We start from the raw sequence: 19,740 nt of genomic DNA on the forward strand, positions 1-19,740 counted from the left end.
GCCTTAAACTTATTTTTAATCTTAAATTCGGCCTTTCAATTCATTGAGTTTTGAAAGGTATTCTCCTTTTGTCATTCTACTTCTATTTGCTTTTAATAACTCCAGTTGTTCCTTGATTGAGCCATTTTTAGACGAATTTATCTCTTTTAACAAGCTGTTAATTTCGTTATCCAGTCTCTCTGCCAAATCATTAGCTAACGAAAAATACCTGAACTTGTTCGATAAAAACGTTAAAAACAAAAGAATTGGCAATATATAAGGAAACAACTCCCAAAACCCTTGTTCATCCATAGTGGTTTTATCGGAATTTAAAATATCTATGATCTGAATTATCGTAACAGATACAGGTACTAAAATTGAAAACTTCCACCAATGTCTTGATGTAATGTACCATATGGAGAGGCCGATTAAGATATATATTTTGCCCGCCAAGAAATACATTAATGCATGAGCATCTTGGAACCCAAAATTTGATAGCTTAACAAAGCCTATACTATAAGATTTAATTCCCGGGGGAATAAACGTATAAGCATACCTTACGAATGGCAACATAATCAGCAGTAAAACAATTCCAAAATTCAGGAATTTATTGATAGGTAGTCTGTTTTTAAAATCGCCGGACACACCTACCTTCTTCCTTTTTAATACTTCAGAAATTTTTATCACCTCCTTCAAATATTGATCGCCATTTAAACTTGTTTTTTTTTGATCAGAATGAATAGCCGAATTATATATAAACTTATAATCTTCGTCCGCTGTAAATAGATGATTACTCAAAAACCTATCTATATTAACACGATTCAGGTTGTATGTCAGATTAAAAAGTTTTCTTAAATCCATTTTCTTTTCTATCAATAGATATAGAAATGAGGCTGCCGTAATTGGAACTACTAAAGTCCAAACAAAACCTACAACATTTAAATCAAAAAAAACAAACTCATAATCAATCGCCAGATACAATTGCAAAAAGCTAAGACAGCCTAACATAAAAACCAACACTCTCCACCTATACTGACATGTGAAGTACCAAATAAAAAAGTATAAAAAGTATCCCAATCTTATGAATGCTGTATATAACAGATTTTTTACTGAAGAATACCTCTGTAAATCTATATCAACCCCGAAAAATCTAAATTCATTTTCTTCTGCCCCAAAAAGATGGAGATAAACCATAAACGGCAAAAAAACAATCAATAAAGACAAATACACTTCAAACCAAAACACTTGAGTATTTTGCTGATTACTATATTTAACCCTATTGACAAACCTTTTAAATGAAACCCTAAAAAACATACTCAGCTTAAAACAAATACATAACAACCGAACTAACGGCTAAAACCCTGTTCTTTCTCTTCAATCAAACTCTTTTAAAACAGCAAACCTAACAGATTTTCATTAAAAAGAACTGTGAAATTAATAATATCAATACTTTTGTCAATATATACAGCATTTAGAACAACCACTTTTTACACACTAAACCAATGAATTACACGTTAGTAGATATCAGTAGCATTGCCCGGCATATACTGAACAATGCCAAGAGCAACGTTCTTTTATTTTACGGAGAAATGGGGGTAGGTAAAACCACACTCATAAAAGAGATTGTAAAAGAATTAGGCGTGAAAGACATAACATCCAGTCCTACGTTCTCTATAGTAAATGAATACGAGGGAAATAATGGTAAAATATACCATTTTGATTTTTACCGTTTGGAAAGTGAAGATGAAGCTTACGATATCGGATTGGAAGATTATTTGTATACAGACAATTTATGCCTTATAGAATGGCCCGAAAAAATTAAAAATTTACTACCCGAAGATGCAACGAACATCATCTTGACCAAAGTTTTAGACGATAAGAGAACTATAATTATAAAATAATCGTACCTTACATTATGAATCCCCTATTTAGCAATAAATAAGGGCGAAAAAAACTACTAATATACGACTAACATACTAATTACCTGTAAGTTATTTTTTCGTAGGTTTGTTTCAACAAACAACGAAAACAAAACGTATTTTAATAACATAACCAAAAAACTTACAGTCATGAAATTAGTTAAAATTACTTTCGCTTTATTATTTGTTGCATCATTAGCTTTAACATCTTGTTCTTCTAGTAGTGTTGCTGATGAAGACAACCTGTATCAAGATCAAAGTCCTAAACTTTCCGATATTAAAGTTCCTACTAACGGATAACATAAATCTTTTAGATAAATAAAAAATTGTTTACCCTTTATTACATTGAACATGAAATTAGTTAAAATATCTTTCGCTTTATTATTTGTTGCTTCATTAGCTTTAACATCTTGTTCTTCTAGTAGTGTTGCTGATGAAGACAACCTGTATCAAGATCAAAGTCCTAAACTTTCCGATATTAAAGTTCCTACTAACGGATAACATAAATCTTTTAGATAAATAAAAAATTGTTTACCCTTTATTACATTGAACATGAAATTAGTTAAAATATCTTTCGCTTTATTATTTGTTGCTTCATTAGCTTTAACATCTTGCTCTCCTAGTAGTGTAGCAGGCGAAGACAACCTGTATCAAGATCAAAGTCCTAAACTTTCCGATATTAAAGTTCCTACTAACGGATAACATAAATCTTTTAGATAAATAAAAAATTGTTTACCTTTATTACATTGAACATGAAATTAGTTAAAATATCTTTCGCTTTATTATTTGTTGCATCATTAGCTTTAACATCTTGCTCTCCTAGTAGTGTAGCAGGCGAAGACAACCTGTATCAAGATCAAAGTCCTAAACTTTCCGATATTAAAGTTCCTACTAACGGATAACATAAATCTTTTAGATAAATAAAAAATTGTTTACCCTTTATTACATTGAACATGAAATTAGTTAAAATATCTTTCGCTTTATTATTTGTTGCATCATTAGCTTTAACATCTTGCTCTCCTAGTAGTGTAGCAGGCGAAGACAACCTGTATCAAGATCAAAGTCCTAAACTTTCCGATATTAAAGTTCCTACTAACGGATAACATAAATCTTTTAGATAAATAAAAAATTGTTTACCCTTTATTACATTGAACATGAAATTAGTTAAAATATCTTTCGCTTTATTATTTGTTGCATCATTAGCTTTAACATCTTGCTCTCCTAGTAGTGTAGCAGGCGAAGACAACCTGTATCAAGATCAAAGTCCTAAACTTTCCGATATTAAAGTTCCTACTAACGGATAACATAAATAACTTTTCTTTTACAAAATCGGATTTTTTCCGTTTTTTTTGCTTTATTTTAACTACTTTCAATATTTCATTAAAATAAGTAAATTATTAGTTAAAAATATATATTTTAAATATACTTGTATTTAAAATTGAAACTTAATCATGATCCCCACAGGCGATTACTCAAATAATGATAAAAGGAAGTTTTCTAAATCAATCGTAATAGGTTCGATCGTTGCAATACTTATTGCTGTCTCCCCATATATTTTCTACCTGTATGAGGGCTTACCAAATAATGAAATTTGGGAAACCAAGTTTTTTACTATCGAAAGTAAATACAACAACAGCGTTTTTGTAATGGGGTGGGTATTCATGACAAAATTTATTCCTTTATACTTACTAATCATTTGGTTTATTACATGTAAGCATTGGTGGTATCATATATTATTAATTCCTATAAGTATGTATATTATCCAAGTCTTAAGTGCTATAAACGATGATTTTCACATAATAGATGACTTTAGCATTTATTATGTTATACCTGTTATGATGATTATCATCCCAATTGTTTACTTAATCAGAGTAAAGATATTCGACAAAGTTGTGCATGGTATCGACCTGAAAGAAATAGAGAAAGAACTCAAGGAATACGAAGAAAAAGGAATTAAATAATTTAGTATCTTCACAAGTACCTAATTTTAGTTTATGAATTTTCCGATATCTCCTTTTTCAAAACATCAACTTATTCCGCAGGAAGAAACTCTTGAAATATTAAAACAAAAGGGAGAACTCTTTATTGGAATCCCAAAAGAGATATCATATCAGGAAAAGCGCGTATGCCTGACCCCTGATGCCGTTAACGCTTTAACGACCCATGGTCATCGGGTGCTAATTGAGTCAAATGCCGGAGAAGGAGCAAAATTTTCTGATAAGCAGTATAGTGATGCAGGTGCTGAAATAACCAATGATACTAAAAAGGTCTTTTCTTGCCCGATCATATTAAAAGTCGAACCTCCTACAATCGAAGAGCTTAGTTACACCAATCCTCAGACCATCCTTATTTCTGCACTGCAGCTCAAAACGCAAAACAAAAAATATTTTGAAGAACTCGCTAAAAAAAGAATCACCGCGATATCTTTTGAATACATTAAAGATGAAGACGGAAACTACCCCGCAGTAAGGTCTTTAAGTGAAATAGCAGGAACAGCATCTGTGCTCATCGCTTCTGAACTGCTAACGAATGCTAATCAGGGAAACGGCTTAATGTTCGGTAACATTAGCGGTGTACCCCCGGTAGAAGTGGTAATCCTGGGAGCGGGGACTGTCGGTGAATTTGCAGCGCGTTCAGCGCTCGGGCTGGGAGCTTCTCTAAAAGTTTTTGATAATTCGATCTCAAAACTGAGAAGTTTGCAAACCAACGTCGGAAGTCCGCTATACACCTCTACCCTTCAACCCAAAAATTTAATCAAAGCCCTAAAGCGATGCGATGTGCTGATCGGTGCCGTAAGAGGGATCAACAGAGCTCCTATTGTTGTTTCGGAAACCATGGTTGAAAACATGAAACCGGGAGCTGTTATTATTGATGTCAGTATCGATATGGGGGGGTGTATCGAGACCAGTGAGGTAACAACACATGGCAAACCGACTTTTATCAAACATGAGGTTATTCATTATTGTGTACCTAACATACCTTCCAGGTATTCCAGAACTGCTTCGGTTTCAATAAGTAATATCTTTACTCCGTATCTTCTAAAGATCGGCGAAGACGGAGGATTAGAAAATTCCATACGATTTGACAGAGGTTTGCGTAATGGTTTGTATTTTTACCACGGAATTTTAACCAACAAGACCATTGCTGAGTGGTTTGACCTCTCATACCGGGATATTAACTTATTGATTTTCTAACACATGCCATTTTTAAAACGTTTTGGGTTCTATCTGATAGGACTCTCTCTGGGGATTGTTTTCCTTGCTTTTTTCTTTAAAGAAAAGCGTACTGAATTTTGTTATTTGCCAAACTGCAGAGTGCTGAAAGATATCAGGTCGAAGGAAATAACATTCTCTGACGAACTTCAAAGAATCATCGAAGACAAATCCATCTCAAAAGCTTATTTCGATGCTATTCTAATCGATGGAGATGTTTTATTCAAAAAAAGCGACACAAAATCGAAACCGTGCAAAACCTATATTATTGAAGGTAACATTCAAGATAAAACTGTGGAAATAACAGTCTTGAACTGCAAGACCAAAGCAGAAATTTCAAGCCTGGAATACAAAAACTAAAAGAGGGTGTCTAAAAGTTATTTTTAGACACCCTCTTCAATATATCAATCAGGCTATTACACTTTTCTCCTTTTACGCTCTTGTTTCAGCAAACTCAGCTCCCTGGTTGTCTGTCCGGCAACCGATGTATTTTCTTCGGCTCTTCTGATCAGGTACGGCATAACATCCCGAACAGGTCCGTAAGGCAGATATTTGGCTACATTATATCCCCTTTCAGCCATATTATATGTAATATGATCACTCATACCGTATAACTGGCCAAACCAAACTCTTTCTTCTTCTTTCGATATAGCCTTCTCATCCATCATCTTCATGATCTGATAATTACTTTCTTCATTATGGGTTCCCGCAAAGACAGAAATTGTATCAAGGTTATCCATAATATACTTTGCTCCCGCATCATAATTATTGTCAGTCTCCTGCTTTGAAGCACAGATCGGTGTCGGGTAGCCCATTTCCTCTGCCCTTTCATTCTCTTTCTCCATATAAGCCCCTCTTACCAGTTTGAATCCAAGTTTAAACCCTTCCTTTCCGGCTCTCTCGTGGAGTTTTTTCAGATAATCGAGTCGATCCCATCTGTACATCTGTAAGGTATTAAAAACAATGGCTTTTTCCTTATTGTATTTTGCCATCATCTCTTCTATGACCTGATCGGCAGCGTCCTGCATCCAGCTTTCTTCAGCGTCGATAAGCACTGTAACGCCCAGCTCATAGGCATATTTACAAACACCCTCAAAACGATCTAAGACCCTGGCCCATTCTTCTTCCTCCGCCTTTGAAAGCACATCCTTCTCTCCTATTTTCTGATAAAGCTTAAACCGTCCGAATCCGGTAGGTTTAAAAACGGAAAAAGGCATTTCCTTTCTTTCTGCAGCAAAATCAAGTAATTTGATAACCTTGTTATAACAGGCGTCAAACTGTTCTTCTTCTTCTTTTCCCTCAACAGAATAATCCAATACGGAACTTACTCCCTTTTCATACATCTTTTCAACAATGGGAAGACAATCTTCCTCATTAACACCACCACAAAAGTGGTCAAAAACCGTAGCCCTGATTAATCCTTCAACAGGCAAGTGAGCCTTTATAGCAAAATTGGTGACAGCAGTACCTATTCTCACTACAGGTTCATTAGCGATCATCTTAAACAGAAAGTATGCTCGCTCCAATTGCGAATCACTCTTAAGTGAAAAAGCAACCTCAGTGTTGTCAAAAATTCTATTCATTTATTTCATAAAAATCGTTTTACAAATATATTTACATTTTAAAAAGAAAAAACCGTTATTTTGCTTTTCGTAAAAAAAATATACCATGCTTCAGCCTATAACTTGTAACAATTACACCATATACTTCAACAACGATGTTTACACGCAATTAAATCAGCATCTCAAAGCCAAATCGTATTCAAAAATCTTTGTGCTTGTAGATGAGCATACTCATGAACATTGTTTACCTTACTTCCTTTCTAATACCGATACGGATCAGGAAATAGAGATCATAGAGATTGAAGCCGGTGAAGAGCATAAAAACATCGAAACTTGCAGTGGGGTATGGAACGTACTCTCTGAGTTGGGGGCCGACAGAAAAAGTTTGATAATCAATGTCGGCGGTGGTGTCGTTACAGACCTGGGCGGATTTGTAGCCTCTACATTTATGAGAGGAATCGATTTTATAAACATCCCCACAACACTGCTTGCCATGGTTGATGCCTCTGTAGGTGGAAAAACCGGAGTTGATCTGGGTTCCTTAAAGAATCAGATCGGAGTTATCAATGTTCCGGTTTTTGTTTTTATCGATACTCAGTTTTTAAAGACACTTCCCGCAGAACAGATAAGAAGCGGTTTTGCCGAAATGCTTAAACATGGACTTATTTATAGTGAAGAGTACTGGAATGAACTTTTAAAGTTCGTGGATGGCAACACAAACAACTTAGATGAGCTTATACATCAATCTGTGATCATCAAAAATAACATTGTAATGGAGGATCCAAGAGAAAGCGGTTTACGCAAAACCCTTAATTACGGTCACACCCTCGGACATGCTATTGAATCGTATTTCCTCCGGGAAACATCCAAAACCACGTTATTGCACGGTGAAGCCATCGCCATTGGGATGATCCTCGCTACCTACCTGTCAACCGAATTGCAAAATTTCCCGAAAGAAAAACTGGATCGGATCACTGCACTTTTTATTAGAAAATATGGTAAGATTAAATTTGAGAAGGCCGATTATGACAAGATCATTGAACTTCTGAAATTTGATAAGAAAAATGCTTTTGGAGATATTAATTTTGTATTGCTTGAGGATATCGGGAAACCGAAAATCGATCGAAAAATAAGCAACACCCTGATTATCAATTCTTTTGAATATTATAAAAATCATTAAAATTTAATATTTTTATGTTTGCACAAATGAAATTTTTATTCATTTTTGCATCCACTATTTCTTATGAAAAATGATTTTTAACGAACATATTATTTTTCCGGTGAAAGGAAAATGGTACTCGGCCCATCCGCACAGATGGTGTCAATATTCGTATAAAATTATTTCATCCAATCTACACAAATCACAAAGTTTATTCAGGCACGATTCGTCTGTTATAGCATTACGTATTTGATTTCTGTTTTCATTATTGTTTGTCTGAGACATTTTTAATAATTTAAACAAAAGCAATTAATGAAAACAAAATACATAGATTTAATAGACCAGACTTATTATTTTCCACAGGAGGAATTTACTTTAAATGATAATTCTTTGCAGTTTCATGGAATAGACCTTATGAAACTCGTTGAGGAATATGGAACACCTTTAAAATTCACATATCTGCCTCAAATTTCCAATAACATACAAAAAGCCAAACGCTGGTTTTCAAACGCCATCGAAAAACACAACTACAATGGTCAGTACCATTATTGTTATTGTACCAAAAGTTCTCATTTTGAGCATGTATTGACCGAAGCGTTAAAAAATGATATTCATATTGAAACATCATCTGCGTTTGATATCGATATTGTAAATAAGCTTATTTCTCAGGGTAAATTATCAAAAGAAAATTATGTTATCTGTAATGGGTTCAAAAGAGATAAATACATCCAGAACATCGCCAAACTCATTAACAGCAGTCACAAGAAATGTATTCCGATTATCGACAATTATGAAGAATTGGGATTACTGACTGAAGTCATTGACGAAAAGTTCAATATCGGGATCCGCATAGCCTCTGAAGAAGAACCGAAATTTGAATTTTATACCAGCAGACTGGGAATAGGTTACAAAAACATTGTCCCGTTCTATAACCGTGAAATTAAAGATAACAAGCAGGTTACCTTAAAAATGCTTCACTTCTTTATAAACACCGGTATCAGGGACACTGCTTACTACTGGAACGAACTCTTAAAATGCTTAAAGGTTTACATTCAGCTAAAAAAAGTATGCCCTACACTGGATAGCCTTAATATTGGCGGCGGTTTTCCCATTAAAAACTCATTGGCGTTCAACTATGATTATCAATATATGATTGATGAAATCATAAACCAAATTAAATTAGCTTGTGAAGAAGCCGATGTTTCAGTCCCTAACATCTTTACCGAATTCGGAAGTTTCACCGTTGGAGAAAGCGGCGGGGCTGTCTACCAGGTGTTGTATCAGAAACAACAGAACGATCGTGAAAAATGGAATATGATCAATTCATCGTTTATCACAACCCTGCCTGACAGCTGGGCTATCAGCAAGCGTTTTATACAATTGGCCGTAAACAGGTGGAATGACGAGTACGAACGTGTCCTTTTAGGAGGGTTGACGTGCGACAGCGATGATTATTATAACAGCGAACAACACGTAAATGCAATCTATTTACCAAAATTCAATAAAAACAAACCTCTGTACATAGGTTTCTTTAATACCGGTGCTTACCAGGAAACCATTGGAGGTTTCGGTGGTTTACAACACTGTTTGATCCCACAACCAAAGCATGTTTTAATTAGTAAAAATGAGAATGGAGACATTCAGACCAAATTATTTTCTGAACAACAGACAGCTGAAGACTTTCTTAAAATTTTAGGTTATCATGAGTAAAAAAACGTATGCAGGAATTCCTGAAAAATACAGCAGGATCGACGACGCCAAAGTGGTGTTAATCCCGGTACCTTACGACGGAACCAGTACCTGGCAAAAGGGGGCAGATAAAGGGCCGGAAGCCTTTTTACACGCCTCCGAGAACATGGAACTGTTTGATATAGAAACCCGGACTGAACCTTATAAAAAAGGAATCTACCTGGCTCCGGCCGTAACAGAGAACAATTCTCCGGAAAAAATGGTTGAAACAGTTTATAAAACCACAAAGAACTATATCAAACAAGATAAATTTGTAACTGTTTTTGGAGGTGAACATTCTATTTCCATAGGAACTATAAAAGCTTTCAGAGAGTGTTTTGACAACCTCTCAGTTGTACAAATTGATGCTCATGCCGACCTTCGTCCTGAATACGAAGGCAGTAAATGTAACCATGCTTGTGCTGTGTATGAGGCAAGTAAAACAACAAACCTCATTCAGGTGGGCATCAGAAGTATGGATGTCGAAGAATTAGATCATATGGATGAAAATCAAACCTATTTTGCTCATGATATGGTTTCTGACGATGACTGGATGAGCGACTCTATTCATCAAATGACAGAAAATGTTTTTATCACTATCGACCTTGATGCCTTCGATCCTTCTATTCTTCCATCAACAGGAACTCCTGAACCCGGAGGCTTACTCTGGTATGAAACATTAGAGTATTTAAAGAAGATCTTTAAAAAGAAAAACGTAGTGGGCTTCGATATTGTAGAACTTTGCCCAAATCCGGATGAAAAATCATCAGATTTTCTTGCGGCCAAGTTGTACTACAAAATGCTTGCTTACAAATTCAAATACGGTAACAATCAAAAAACAGACGATGATGAAGACGAATAAAGGGCCTATATCAGATTTTATTCAAAAATACTACCTGCATTTTAATGCTGCAACGGTAGTAGATGCCGCAAAAGCATATGAAGAACAATTAGACAATGGTGCTAAAATGATGGTCACATTAGCTGGTGCCATGAGCACCGCCGAACTCGGAAAGATATTTGCAGAAATGATACGCCGGGATAAAGTGCAGATTATTTCCTGTACCGGAGCCAATCTGGAAGAGGATATCATGAATCTGGTTGCACATTCCCATTACGAACGTGTACCAAACTATAGAGACCTTACTCCAAAAGAAGAATGGGATTTGTTAGAAAGAGGGTTAAACCGGGTTACTGACACCTGCATCCCCGAAGAAGAGGCTTTCAGGCGTTTGCAAAAACACATCTTCAGGATATGGAAAGATGCTGAAGAAAAAGGAGAACGTTATTTTCCGCATGAATTCATGTATAAATTACTTTTAAGTGGCGTTTTAGAAGAGTATTATGAAATCGACATTAAAGACTCATGGATGTTTGCCGCTGCAGAAAAGAATCTTCCGATCATTGTTCCCGGTTGGGAAGACAGTACTATGGGTAACATTTTTGCTTCGTACGTCATTAAGGGAGAACTAAAGGCAAGTACCATGAAAAGTGGTATAGAATACATGACCTTTTTGGCCGATTGGTATGCTAAAAATTCGGAAAACGGAATCGGTTTCTTCCAGATCGGTGGTGGTATTGCAGGCGACTTCCCTATCTGCGTAGTTCCTATGCTGTATCAGGACCTTGAGATGGAAGACGTTCCTTTCTGGAGTTATTTTTGTCAGATTTCAGATTCAACAACAAGTTACGGTTCGTATTCAGGTGCAGTTCCTAATGAAAAAATCACCTGGGGTAAGTTAGATATCGATACCCCAAAATTCATCATTGAATCGGATGCAACCATAGTAGCCCCACTGATTTTTGCCTATCTGTTGGACATGTAATTTTTTTAAAATCCGTAGATACAATTAAAAAAAAAATATATTAAATTTAACTAGTTACCAAGACCAACTAGCCTATGAAACGTGTTATAGTCGATTACAAAAAGTTAACCAACGAAATTTTATCCATGTTGGTTGAAAAATATCCAGACGGATATGGAGATGATGATATCATAAGCTTTAAAAATGCCAAGAATGAAACAGTCGATGCACTTGAAGTTAGAGCTGAAGATGCTGTCTATCTGGTAAAGGTTAGCACCAGATTGGCCAGCACCATGGAAAATTTTGAAGATGAAGAAGACTATTCAAACGATGACATTTCTTCTGATGATGTGGAAGTTCCGGAAGACAATGATTCTGAAGATTAAAAAAGGAGCCTTAACGGCTCCTTTTACTTGATAATCGAGATTTAAATACTCCGACCTTGTCCTCGTGAAATAGTCCTGACAGAATTTCACAGGGCTTGCGTCGAAATGTTCTGCCATGCGCCGGCCGGCTCCATCGCTAAAAAGGTCTACCAGACCTTTTCTTTACGCTTGGCCCTCTCGTGGGCTAGCCCCAAGATAGTTTACTTTAAATACCTTTCCCTGACAATCTTTAGATGGTGCAGCATGTGCCCGCATATAATAAATGCTATCGCCCGGCTTGTTACCGGCTTATTCATCACAAACCCGGTCCGGTTTAACATTTCCTCATCTAACCCCCGGATCAGCTCCGTTGAACTTTGCCTGACAGCATACAGTTCATTCAGCAAGCTTTCTTTGGTTCTGACATTTGCCATCGATACCGGAACATATTCATTCTCATCAAACCCCGGCAAATTCGTTTGATCGTTTCTGGCAATTCTCAATAACCTGTACTGAAATATACGCTCAGCATCCATGACATGAAGTATGACTTCTGCGATGGTCCATTTTCCGGGTGCATAAGCATGTAACAGCTTCCCTTCCGGAAGACCTTTAATCATTTCAGCAAAATCATGGACACTGTTTTTAAGAGATTTAAACAACGTAGCATCTCCCAGAACTTTAATATAATTTGCATAAAAGATATCATATTCACCTTCTTTTAAATCGGTAGCTTTCATAATATAATCTAGTTTAATTTGGATATTAGTATTGTAATAAAAAATACTTTGATAATCTATTTTTTTATTTAATATTGCAATATGTGAACAAATTATTGTTTCAACTTGACCATCTGAGACTATAAAATTACTAATCATTTTAATGATAAAAGCAAAAAAGTTAATGTTGAAACTTTCCAATATTTTATGCCTGATATCGTTTATTGCATTTCATCCTGTCTTCGGTCAAAACAGCCAGAAAATATTTGCTACCCTCAATTCTCAAAAAAAAGAGATTAATATTCAGCAGGAAATTATATTCCACAACAGCTCTAACGATACTTTGAATGCTATCTATTTAAATGATTGGAATAATTCATTTGCGAACAAAAACACTCCTTTAGCCAGGAGGTTTGCAGAAAACTTTAATAAGAGTTTGCATTTTGCCAAGGATAAAGATCGCGGACAAACCCGTATACTCGGCATTACCGATACAAATTTCAAAAATTTAAAATGGCAAAGAACCGAATCTGATGACCTCATAAAACTTCAGCTAAATCATCCGGTATACCCCGGTAAACACTACAAGTTTACATTGACTTATGTAATAAAGCTTCCTAACAGTAAATTTACTGACTATGGTTTTACCACCGAGGGGAATTTTAACTTAAGATACTGGTACATCACTCCCAGTGTCTATCACAAACAATGGAAACTATACAGTAATAAAGACCTCGATGACCTTTATACCCTCAATACAGATTGCGAGGTTGAGTTTACCTACCCGTCGGCATTTAAAATTATCACCGATTTAGACCTGGTAAAGACAAGTAGTTCAGACGGAAGCACCACTGTAGTTTTACACGGAGAGAACCAATCCGATATAAAACTCTTTCTTCAAAAAGAGACTACTCATTTTTCTCTTTTCACAAACAGTCATTTAACGCTGATTACAGATATAGATTCCAAAAATTTAAATGATATCACCAAGGCTTCGTCTGTAGACCGGATTGTTAATTTTGTAACCGAAAGACTCGGCCCCTACCCCAATGAAAAAATACTGGTAACGGATATTGAATACAAAAAGAATCCTTTATACGGACTCAACCAGCTTCCCTCGTTTATAAGACCTTTTAAAGATGAATTTCAGTTTGAACTAAAGCTTTTAAAAACACTCCTGAATAATTATCTTGAAAACACCATAAAGCTTAATCCCAGAGAAGAAAAGTGGATTTTAGACGGCATCCAAACTTATTTGATGATGCAGTATGTGAACGAGTTCTATCCAAAGATGAAACTTATAGGAAACCTTTCCGACACATGGCTACTCAGAACTTATCACTTGTCTGAAATGGAGTTTAACGAACAGTATCCATTTCTATACATGCTGATGGTTCGTAAAAACCTGAACCAGCCACTTTCTACTCAAAGCGATTCCCTTATTCGGTTTAATAACAAAATTGCTAATAAGTATAAGGCAGGTGTAGGCCTCACCTACCTCAAGAACTATCTCGGATCAGATCATGTTGATAGCATAATTAAGGAGTTTTATAATAATTACAGAACCACTATCGTAACGCAGGAAAATTTCGAGAAGCTTTTAAAAGAAAATGCTCCGAAGAATGTCGATTGGTTTTTTACCGATTTTGTAGACACAGAAAAGTATATTGATTTTAAGATCAAAAAAGTTAAGAAAAAACAAGATTCCATTACACTTACAATTAAAAATCAGACAGGGACCAAAGTACCTATTACCCTGTTTGGTATCAGTAAAAACGATTCTGTTGTTTCTAAACAATGGCTTAATGACATCCGGAATGAAAGAAGGTTGACAATTCCCGATTCAGGAATTGACAAGCTTGTTTTAAATTATGATAAAGTCATCCCCGAATTTAACCAGCGTAATAACTGGAAGTCAACCGGGGGATTCCTTTCCAGTAATAAAAGGTTAAAACTGCAATTTTTCAAAGACACTGAAAATCCATACTACAAACAAGTCTTCTTTGTTCCTGTTGCCACATACAATCTATATGACGGATTTACGCCAGGCATGCGCCTTTACAATAAAACCTTTTTAAATCAACCGTTTATTTATGATATCCGACCATCATATGCTCTTAAAGAAAAGGCTTTGGTCGGAGGCGGATCTTTACTATATAGAAAATATATTCAGAACAGTAATATGTACGTGGTGAATTATGCCATTGGAGGTTCATCTTATCACTATGCTCCCGATTTAAGATATAGTACCATAACTCCTGTGGTAAGTTTTGGTTTCAGACCGGACGACCTCAGGTCTAACGAACGTGAATCGCTCATGTTTCGATTCGTGAATGTAATAAGGGATCAGGATCCGTCGATAGAAACAAATCCGGATTACAGCGTTTTTAACGCCAGGTATAATTACAGCAACATCGGTGCCGTTAAACATCTTACCTGGTTCATTGACGGTCAGGTAGCAAATAATTTTTCAAAAGTTTCGGTAAATGTTGACTACAGGAAGCTATTCCAGAACAACTTACAATTAAACCTTCGCTTCTTTGCCGGAAAATTTATATACAACGACACTACATCCGATTACTTTAGTTTTGCTTTGGACAGGCCTACCGATTACCTTTTCGACTACAATTACCTTGGCAGATCAGAAGATACAGGTCTGTTTAGCCAACAGTTAATAATTGCAGAAGGCGGATTTAAATCCAAACTGGATAATCCGTATGCCAATAACTGGATGATGACTACAAACGCAAGTATTAATATCTGGCGTTGGATCGAAGCCTATGGCGATATCGGATTGGTTAAAAACAGAGGGATATCCACACAATTCGTATATGATTCCGGTATCCGGTTAAACCTTGTTCCGGATTATTTCGAACTGTATTTGCCTGTGTACTCGAATAATGGCTGGGAGATCGCCGACCAGAGATATGATCAAAAAATCCGATTCATAGTAACCTTAAGTCCAAGAACATTAATCGGCCTCTTTACAAGAAAATGGTTCTAAATTAAACCCAAGAGCTATAATTGAATAATTCTCACTAAGAATCTGATATTTTCCTAAAAATTAAGAATAATTCATTTATGAGTCTGTTTAATTAATAATTATTCATTGTTTTAAGATGCTGTAGGATTGTAAAAAACGATTCTTTTAACTACTTTTGTAAGCACTCGAATTAAAAGTAATATGCAGACAGAAACCAATACCCAGACAAACATTTCTTTCGAAGATTTTAAGCAACAAGTATTAAGTGATTACAAAATTGCGGTTTTAAGCAGGGAATGCAGCCTTTTAGGAAGACGTGAAGTATTAACAGGCAAAGCAAAATTTGGGATTTTTGGGGATGGAAAGGAATTACCGCAACTGGCTATGGCCAGAGCTTTTAAAAATGGCGATTTCAGGAGCGGTTATTATCGCGATCAAACTTTTATGATGGCCATAGACGAGTTAAAACCCTCACACTTTTTTGCAGGTCTATATGCCCATACCGATATTGAAAAAGAGCCCATGAGTGCGGGAAGGCAAATGGGAGGACACTTCCTTACCAAAAGCAATAATCCGGACGGGACATGGGTAGACCTCACCAAACAAAAGAACAGCAGCGCCGATATTTCTCCGACAGCAGGACAAATGCCCAGACTGCTCGGTTTGGCACAGGCTTCAAAAATATACAGAAATGTAGCGGGAATTAACCAGGATAAGTTTTCGGTTCACGGAAATGAAGTTGCATGGGGAACAATAGGTAACGCAAGCACCAGTGAAGGTTTGTTTTTTGAAACTGTAAATGCAGCAGGCGTAATGCAGGTTCCGATGGTGATCAGTGTTTGGGATGATGCTTATGGTATCTCCGTTCCCGCAAAACATCAGACTACAAAAGAAAATATTTCCGAAATTCTTAAAGGATTTCAGCGAGATACTGAAAATGAAGGTTACGAGATTATAATCGTTAAAGGCTGGGATTACCCTGCTCTTATTGATGCCTATGAAAAGGCCGGAAAAATTGCACGCGAAGAGCATGTACCCGTGCTTGTACACGTTACCGAGTTAACACAACCCCAGGGGCATTCGACATCCGGATCTCATGAGCGCTATAAAAGCAAAAAACGCCTGGAATGGGAAAAGGAACACGATTGTAATACTAAGTTCAGAGAATGGATCATCGCCAATAACCTGGCAACAGACGAAGAACTTACGGAGTTGGATAAAAAGCTGAAAAAAGAGGTTAGGGATCAGAAAAAACAAGCATGGGCTGACTTTCTGGATCCCATCAAAAAAGACCAAAAAGAGGTGGTTAGCCTGTTAGATAAAATCGGGGGAAAAAGCATCAACAAATCATTTATTACCAAAATTAAAAATGACCTGATATCCATCGATGAACCTGTTAAACGTGATATCATTGCAGCAGCAAGAAAAACATTAAGATATCTAAGCACTGAAAATTTTCCTGAAAAAGAAGAGCTGAAGAACTGGATTGGTCAATTTATGAACCGAACACAGCCGGAATACAGCTCTTTATTATATAATGAAAACAGCGATAATGCCACCTCAGTTGCTGAAATCAGCCCTGTTTATAATGATGATGCTGAATTAGTAGATGGTCGTGTAGTGCTAAGGGACAATTTTGATGCGCTTTTTGCCAAATATCCGGAAGCGCTGGTTTTCGGAGAAGACAGTGGTAATATCGGGGATGTAAATCAGGGACTTGAAGGCTTACAGGAAAAGTATGGCCCTCTCCGTATTGCAGATACAGGTATCAGAGAAGCTACTATTTTAGGTCAGGGAATCGGAATGGCGATGAGAGGATTAAGACCTATAGCCGAGATTCAATACCTCGATTATCTGCTATATGCACTACAGATCATGAGTGATGACCTGGCTACGCTACGCTACAGAACCGCCGGAAAACAAAAGGCCCCTGTTATTGTCAGAACCCGCGGACACAGACTAGAAGGTATATGGCATGCCGGTTCACCGATGGGAGGGATTATACACCTTTTAAGAGGGATGTATATTTTAACACCCAGGAACATGACAAAAGCTGCCGGTTTTTATAACACATTACTCGAAACAGACGAACCGGCCTTGGTAATAGAAAGCTTGAACGGTTATCGCTTAAAAGAAAAAATGCCGGTCAATATCGGCGAGTTTAAAACTCCGATCGGGGTTGTGGAAACTGTTAAAGAAGGAGCTGACATCACCGTTGTATCATACGGTTCTACATTAAGAATCGTCGAGCAGGTAGCTAAAGACCTTCTGGCCGTTCAGATTGATATTGAAATTATAGATGCACAAACACTACTCCCTTTCGATATTAATCACGATGTAGTGAAAAGCGTCAAAAAAACCAATAGATTACTCATTATTGATGAAGATGTTCCCGGTGGATGTTCTGCCTATATTTTACAGGAGATTATAGAGAAACAAGGAGCTTATCAATATTTGGACAGTGCACCGCAAACCTTAACAGCAAAACCACACAGACCTGCATATGGTACGGATGGCGATTATTTCTCGAAACCGAATGCTGAAGATATATTTGAAAAGGTTTACGATATCATGCACGAAGTAAATCCGGAACAATACCCCGCTTTATAAGATCTTTTTCTCATGATTCTTCGTATTTGTTATAAACGATCATAATAAAAGTTTACAATGAAAAAATTTGTCTTAAGCCTATTGATTTGCTACGGAGCTTTCACCGGCTGTAAAAACAAGCCGCAACATTCTGAAGAGGTCGATCAAAAAGTTGTTGGCGACATACATAATGCTCAAAACTCACTGGATTGGGAAGGGGCATATACCGGCATATTGCCATGTGCCGACTGTGAAGGAATTCAAATCAAACTGATTATAAGTTCAGATAATAGTTATTCGTTAGAACAAGAATACCTTGGCAAAGAAGCTGACACCTTCAAGGATCATGGTACTTTTAGCTGGGATGATAATGGTACAATAATAACCCTAAACAATATAAAAGACAGAGCATCTAAATATTTCGTCGGAGAAAATAAACTGATTCAACTCGATCTTCAGGGAAATAAAATAACCGGTGAACTTTCAGATCGGTACATCCTGACTAAAGAGTAAACTACCTCGGGGCAAGCCCACGAGAGGGCCAAGCGTAAAGAAAAGGCCTGGCAGACCTTTTTAGCGATGGAGCCGGCTGGCGTATGGCAAAACATTTCGACGCAAGCCCTGTGAAATTCCATCAAGACTATTTCACAAGGACAAGCGTCGGAGCAGTTAAATCTCGATGATCGAGTAAAAAAAATTACGGCCTATCCCAATGCAGGCTCCTGAAAGTAATCTTAACAGGAAGAGAATATCAGGGTATTCCTCTGAACCACACTCGTGAAGATGGTAATTTGGTTGCATCTCCGGCCCGTGCTGCACATCCGGCATTTTTAGAAGCACCGGGAGCAACTATAACCATTTGAATTAGAGTTTAAACCGATCCCGAATTTAAATAAATCCAAAAAACAAACAAGCCTATTAAAATAGTATAAGCTATTATCCCGGTTAAGACAGTACACAAGATGCTTTTTACTTTCGATTGTTTATTAAAATACTGTGAATAGCACCAGCAAATCAGTATAAAATTCAACAATAAAAGTACTCTCGAAACCCACGGATAATAAGTGGTACCGTACAATATGTATATAACCGGTATTAAAGCTATATGCAGTAACAATCTCTGACTTGAAGCATAAGCATTTAACACCATGTGTTCCATAAAGTTATAGCCTTGATTTTTAAAAGAAATATACGACCCTAAACTCAAAACAGGAATAAGTCCAAGCGCTACAAGAGCATAATGCTGAGTTATCCATTGGTTTAGAAAACCATAATCAATGACATTACCGGAAGGGTTTTCGACATTTGCTTCAATAAAAGACAAATCAAGTAAGAAAACAAGAAGAGCATAAAATGTCGCTAACAAGATCACCAGGGATAGCGGTTTAAAATGATTTACACGTTTTCCTTCTATAAACTCTCTCACGGTATGTCCCGGTCGTATAAAAAGCTCTTTAACGGTGTAAAACAACCCTTTATCAAAATATAAAAGCCCTAGTTGGATATCATGCAATATGTATCTTATATCCAGCCTTTGCGTATCGGCCGATTGCCCGCAATCGGCACAAAAATTCCCAACCACCTCTGTTCCACAGTTTTTACAAATTATTGACATTGTTATAATAATTTAACGATCAATTCAGACTTTTAACCATCAAAATATACAAGTTTTTTTGGATTTTACAATTCATGTAGTACTTTAGACATTGCCATATAAACC

The 19,740-nt window shown here is 36.6% G+C and carries 22 protein-coding genes; 18 read left to right on the plus strand and 4 right to left on the minus strand.

The window, feature by feature from the left end:
* Window positions 1–21 precede the first annotated feature (21 nt).
* Window positions 22–840 carry a hypothetical protein gene (locus tag MQE36_RS13785; RefSeq protein ID WP_242936561.1) on the minus strand — a complete coding sequence of 273 codons (819 nt, stop codon included), beginning with the start codon at window positions 838–840 and terminating at the stop codon, window positions 22–24.
* Window positions 841–1,481: 641 nt separating this feature from the next.
* Between MQE36_RS13785 and tsaE the strand changes: the two genes are divergently transcribed.
* From tsaE to MQE36_RS13835, 10 genes are all read left to right on the plus strand, one after another.
* Window positions 1,482–1,880, plus strand: a complete 399-nt coding sequence (tsaE, locus tag MQE36_RS13790) for a tRNA (adenosine(37)-N6)-threonylcarbamoyltransferase complex ATPase subunit type 1 TsaE (protein WP_242936562.1) — start codon at window positions 1,482–1,484, stop codon at window positions 1,878–1,880.
* A 168-nt stretch (window positions 1,881–2,048) separates the two neighbouring features.
* Window positions 2,049–2,198 (plus strand): hypothetical protein, encoded by a 150-nt coding sequence (locus MQE36_RS13795; RefSeq protein WP_242936563.1) that lies wholly within the window; start codon window positions 2,049–2,051, stop codon window positions 2,196–2,198.
* 51 nt (window positions 2,199–2,249) lie between these two features.
* A complete protein-coding gene (locus MQE36_RS13800; protein ID WP_242936564.1) occupies window positions 2,250–2,399 on the plus strand; it encodes a hypothetical protein in 150 nt (49 codons plus the stop codon).
* 51 nt (window positions 2,400–2,450) lie between these two features.
* Window positions 2,451–2,600, plus strand: a complete 150-nt coding sequence (locus tag MQE36_RS13805) for a hypothetical protein (protein ID WP_242936565.1) — start codon at window positions 2,451–2,453, stop codon at window positions 2,598–2,600.
* 50 nt (window positions 2,601–2,650) lie between these two features.
* Entirely contained in the window at window positions 2,651–2,800 is a 150-nt protein-coding gene (locus MQE36_RS13810) for a hypothetical protein (RefSeq protein ID WP_242936565.1), read from the plus strand.
* A 51-nt stretch (window positions 2,801–2,851) separates the two neighbouring features.
* Entirely contained in the window at window positions 2,852–3,001 is a 150-nt protein-coding gene (locus MQE36_RS13815; RefSeq protein WP_242936565.1) for a hypothetical protein, read from the plus strand.
* A gap of 51 nt (window positions 3,002–3,052) precedes the next feature.
* Window positions 3,053–3,202, plus strand: coding sequence for a hypothetical protein (locus MQE36_RS13820; RefSeq protein WP_242936565.1), 150 nt, complete (start codon window positions 3,053–3,055; stop codon window positions 3,200–3,202).
* 147 nt (window positions 3,203–3,349) lie between these two features.
* Entirely contained in the window at window positions 3,350–3,859 is a 510-nt protein-coding gene (locus MQE36_RS13825; RefSeq protein ID WP_242936566.1) for a hypothetical protein, read from the plus strand.
* A 33-nt stretch (window positions 3,860–3,892) separates the two neighbouring features.
* Complete coding sequence (locus MQE36_RS13830) at window positions 3,893–5,092, plus strand: alanine dehydrogenase (RefSeq protein WP_242936567.1); 1,200 nt, start codon at window positions 3,893–3,895, stop codon at window positions 5,090–5,092.
* A 3-nt stretch (window positions 5,093–5,095) separates the two neighbouring features.
* On the plus strand, window positions 5,096–5,470 hold the full coding sequence (locus tag MQE36_RS13835) for a DUF4258 domain-containing protein (protein ID WP_242936568.1): 375 nt from the start codon (window positions 5,096–5,098) through the stop codon (window positions 5,468–5,470).
* 56 nt (window positions 5,471–5,526) lie between these two features.
* Here the strand turns inward: MQE36_RS13835 and MQE36_RS13840 are convergent, their stop codons facing one another.
* The gene (locus MQE36_RS13840) at window positions 5,527–6,693 is read right to left on the minus strand and encodes a proline dehydrogenase family protein (protein WP_242936569.1); all 1,167 of its coding nucleotides are present in this window, start codon (window positions 6,691–6,693) and stop codon (window positions 5,527–5,529) included.
* Between the two features lie 85 nt (window positions 6,694–6,778).
* On the opposite strand from MQE36_RS13840, the gene aroB reads away from it, so the two are divergent.
* The 5 genes from aroB (at window position 6,779) to MQE36_RS13865 (ending at window position 11,750) form a co-directional block, all read left to right on the plus strand.
* Window positions 6,779–7,852 (plus strand): 3-dehydroquinate synthase, encoded by a 1,074-nt coding sequence (gene aroB / locus MQE36_RS13845; RefSeq protein ID WP_242936570.1) that lies wholly within the window; start codon window positions 6,779–6,781, stop codon window positions 7,850–7,852.
* A 291-nt stretch (window positions 7,853–8,143) separates the two neighbouring features.
* Window positions 8,144–9,541, plus strand: coding sequence for an arginine decarboxylase (locus MQE36_RS13850; RefSeq protein WP_242936571.1), 1,398 nt, complete (start codon window positions 8,144–8,146; stop codon window positions 9,539–9,541).
* Window positions 9,534–10,421, plus strand: coding sequence for an agmatinase (gene speB, locus MQE36_RS13855; RefSeq protein WP_242936572.1), 888 nt, complete (start codon window positions 9,534–9,536; stop codon window positions 10,419–10,421). The genes MQE36_RS13850 and speB overlap by 8 nt, the downstream gene beginning before the upstream one ends.
* Window positions 10,408–11,385 (plus strand): deoxyhypusine synthase family protein, encoded by a 978-nt coding sequence (locus MQE36_RS13860; protein ID WP_242938855.1) that lies wholly within the window; start codon window positions 10,408–10,410, stop codon window positions 11,383–11,385. Before speB ends, MQE36_RS13860 begins: the two co-directional genes overlap by 14 nt.
* 74 nt (window positions 11,386–11,459) lie before the next feature.
* The gene (locus tag MQE36_RS13865) at window positions 11,460–11,750 is read left to right on the plus strand and encodes a hypothetical protein (protein ID WP_242936573.1); all 291 of its coding nucleotides are present in this window, start codon (window positions 11,460–11,462) and stop codon (window positions 11,748–11,750) included.
* A gap of 200 nt (window positions 11,751–11,950) precedes the next feature.
* On the opposite strand, the gene MQE36_RS13870 is transcribed toward MQE36_RS13865, so the two are convergent.
* The gene (locus tag MQE36_RS13870) at window positions 11,951–12,469 is read right to left on the minus strand and encodes a DinB family protein (protein ID WP_242936574.1); all 519 of its coding nucleotides are present in this window, start codon (window positions 12,467–12,469) and stop codon (window positions 11,951–11,953) included.
* A gap of 142 nt (window positions 12,470–12,611) precedes the next feature.
* Here MQE36_RS13870 and MQE36_RS13875 point away from each other — a divergent pair, with 142 nt between their 5' ends.
* From MQE36_RS13875 to MQE36_RS13885, 3 genes are all read left to right on the plus strand, one after another.
* Window positions 12,612–15,452, plus strand: coding sequence for a gluzincin family metallopeptidase (locus MQE36_RS13875; protein ID WP_242936575.1), 2,841 nt, complete (start codon window positions 12,612–12,614; stop codon window positions 15,450–15,452).
* A 180-nt stretch (window positions 15,453–15,632) separates the two neighbouring features.
* Entirely contained in the window at window positions 15,633–18,041 is a 2,409-nt protein-coding gene (locus tag MQE36_RS13880; protein ID WP_242936576.1) for an alpha-ketoacid dehydrogenase subunit alpha/beta, read from the plus strand.
* Window positions 18,042–18,098: 57 nt separating this feature from the next.
* On the plus strand, window positions 18,099–18,533 hold the full coding sequence (locus MQE36_RS13885; protein WP_242936577.1) for a copper resistance protein NlpE: 435 nt from the start codon (window positions 18,099–18,101) through the stop codon (window positions 18,531–18,533).
* Between the two features lie 358 nt (window positions 18,534–18,891).
* On the opposite strand, the gene MQE36_RS13890 is transcribed toward MQE36_RS13885, so the two are convergent.
* Window positions 18,892–19,635, minus strand: a complete 744-nt coding sequence (locus MQE36_RS13890; RefSeq protein WP_242936578.1) for a DUF3667 domain-containing protein — start codon at window positions 19,633–19,635, stop codon at window positions 18,892–18,894.
* Window positions 19,636–19,740 lie beyond the last annotated feature (105 nt).

Source organism: Zhouia spongiae, from assembly GCF_022760175.1.
Classification (GTDB): Bacteria; Bacteroidota; Bacteroidia; order Flavobacteriales; family Flavobacteriaceae; genus Zhouia; species Zhouia spongiae.

Excerpts from the sequence above, each read along its gene's own strand:
- MQE36_RS13785 (WP_242936561.1), bottom strand. The coding sequence starts at position 840 with ATGGATTTAAGAAAACTTTTTAATCTGACATACAACCTGAATCGTGTT.
- tsaE (WP_242936562.1), top strand. The coding sequence starts at position 1,482 with ATGAATTACACGTTAGTAGATATCAGTAGCATTGCCCGGCATATACTG.
- MQE36_RS13795 (WP_242936563.1), top strand. The coding sequence starts at position 2,049 with ATGAAATTAGTTAAAATTACTTTCGCTTTATTATTTGTTGCATCATTA.
- MQE36_RS13800 (WP_242936564.1), top strand. The coding sequence starts at position 2,250 with ATGAAATTAGTTAAAATATCTTTCGCTTTATTATTTGTTGCTTCATTA.
- MQE36_RS13805 (WP_242936565.1), top strand. The coding sequence starts at position 2,451 with ATGAAATTAGTTAAAATATCTTTCGCTTTATTATTTGTTGCTTCATTA.
- MQE36_RS13810 (WP_242936565.1), top strand. The coding sequence starts at position 2,651 with ATGAAATTAGTTAAAATATCTTTCGCTTTATTATTTGTTGCATCATTA.
- MQE36_RS13815 (WP_242936565.1), top strand. The coding sequence starts at position 2,852 with ATGAAATTAGTTAAAATATCTTTCGCTTTATTATTTGTTGCATCATTA.
- MQE36_RS13820 (WP_242936565.1), top strand. The coding sequence starts at position 3,053 with ATGAAATTAGTTAAAATATCTTTCGCTTTATTATTTGTTGCATCATTA.
- MQE36_RS13825 (WP_242936566.1), top strand. The coding sequence starts at position 3,350 with ATGATCCCCACAGGCGATTACTCAAATAATGATAAAAGGAAGTTTTCT.
- MQE36_RS13830 (WP_242936567.1), top strand. The coding sequence starts at position 3,893 with ATGAATTTTCCGATATCTCCTTTTTCAAAACATCAACTTATTCCGCAG.
- MQE36_RS13835 (WP_242936568.1), top strand. The coding sequence starts at position 5,096 with ATGCCATTTTTAAAACGTTTTGGGTTCTATCTGATAGGACTCTCTCTG.
- MQE36_RS13840 (WP_242936569.1), bottom strand. The coding sequence starts at position 6,693 with ATGAATAGAATTTTTGACAACACTGAGGTTGCTTTTTCACTTAAGAGT.
- aroB (WP_242936570.1), top strand. The coding sequence starts at position 6,779 with ATGCTTCAGCCTATAACTTGTAACAATTACACCATATACTTCAACAAC.
- MQE36_RS13850 (WP_242936571.1), top strand. The coding sequence starts at position 8,144 with ATGAAAACAAAATACATAGATTTAATAGACCAGACTTATTATTTTCCA.
- speB (WP_242936572.1), top strand. The coding sequence starts at position 9,534 with ATGAGTAAAAAAACGTATGCAGGAATTCCTGAAAAATACAGCAGGATC.
- MQE36_RS13860 (WP_242938855.1), top strand. The coding sequence starts at position 10,408 with ATGAAGACGAATAAAGGGCCTATATCAGATTTTATTCAAAAATACTAC.
- MQE36_RS13865 (WP_242936573.1), top strand. The coding sequence starts at position 11,460 with ATGAAACGTGTTATAGTCGATTACAAAAAGTTAACCAACGAAATTTTA.
- MQE36_RS13870 (WP_242936574.1), bottom strand. The coding sequence starts at position 12,469 with ATGAAAGCTACCGATTTAAAAGAAGGTGAATATGATATCTTTTATGCA.
- MQE36_RS13875 (WP_242936575.1), top strand. The coding sequence starts at position 12,612 with ATGATAAAAGCAAAAAAGTTAATGTTGAAACTTTCCAATATTTTATGC.
- MQE36_RS13880 (WP_242936576.1), top strand. The coding sequence starts at position 15,633 with ATGCAGACAGAAACCAATACCCAGACAAACATTTCTTTCGAAGATTTT.
- MQE36_RS13885 (WP_242936577.1), top strand. The coding sequence starts at position 18,099 with ATGAAAAAATTTGTCTTAAGCCTATTGATTTGCTACGGAGCTTTCACC.
- MQE36_RS13890 (WP_242936578.1), bottom strand. The coding sequence starts at position 19,635 with ATGTCAATAATTTGTAAAAACTGTGGAACAGAGGTGGTTGGGAATTTT.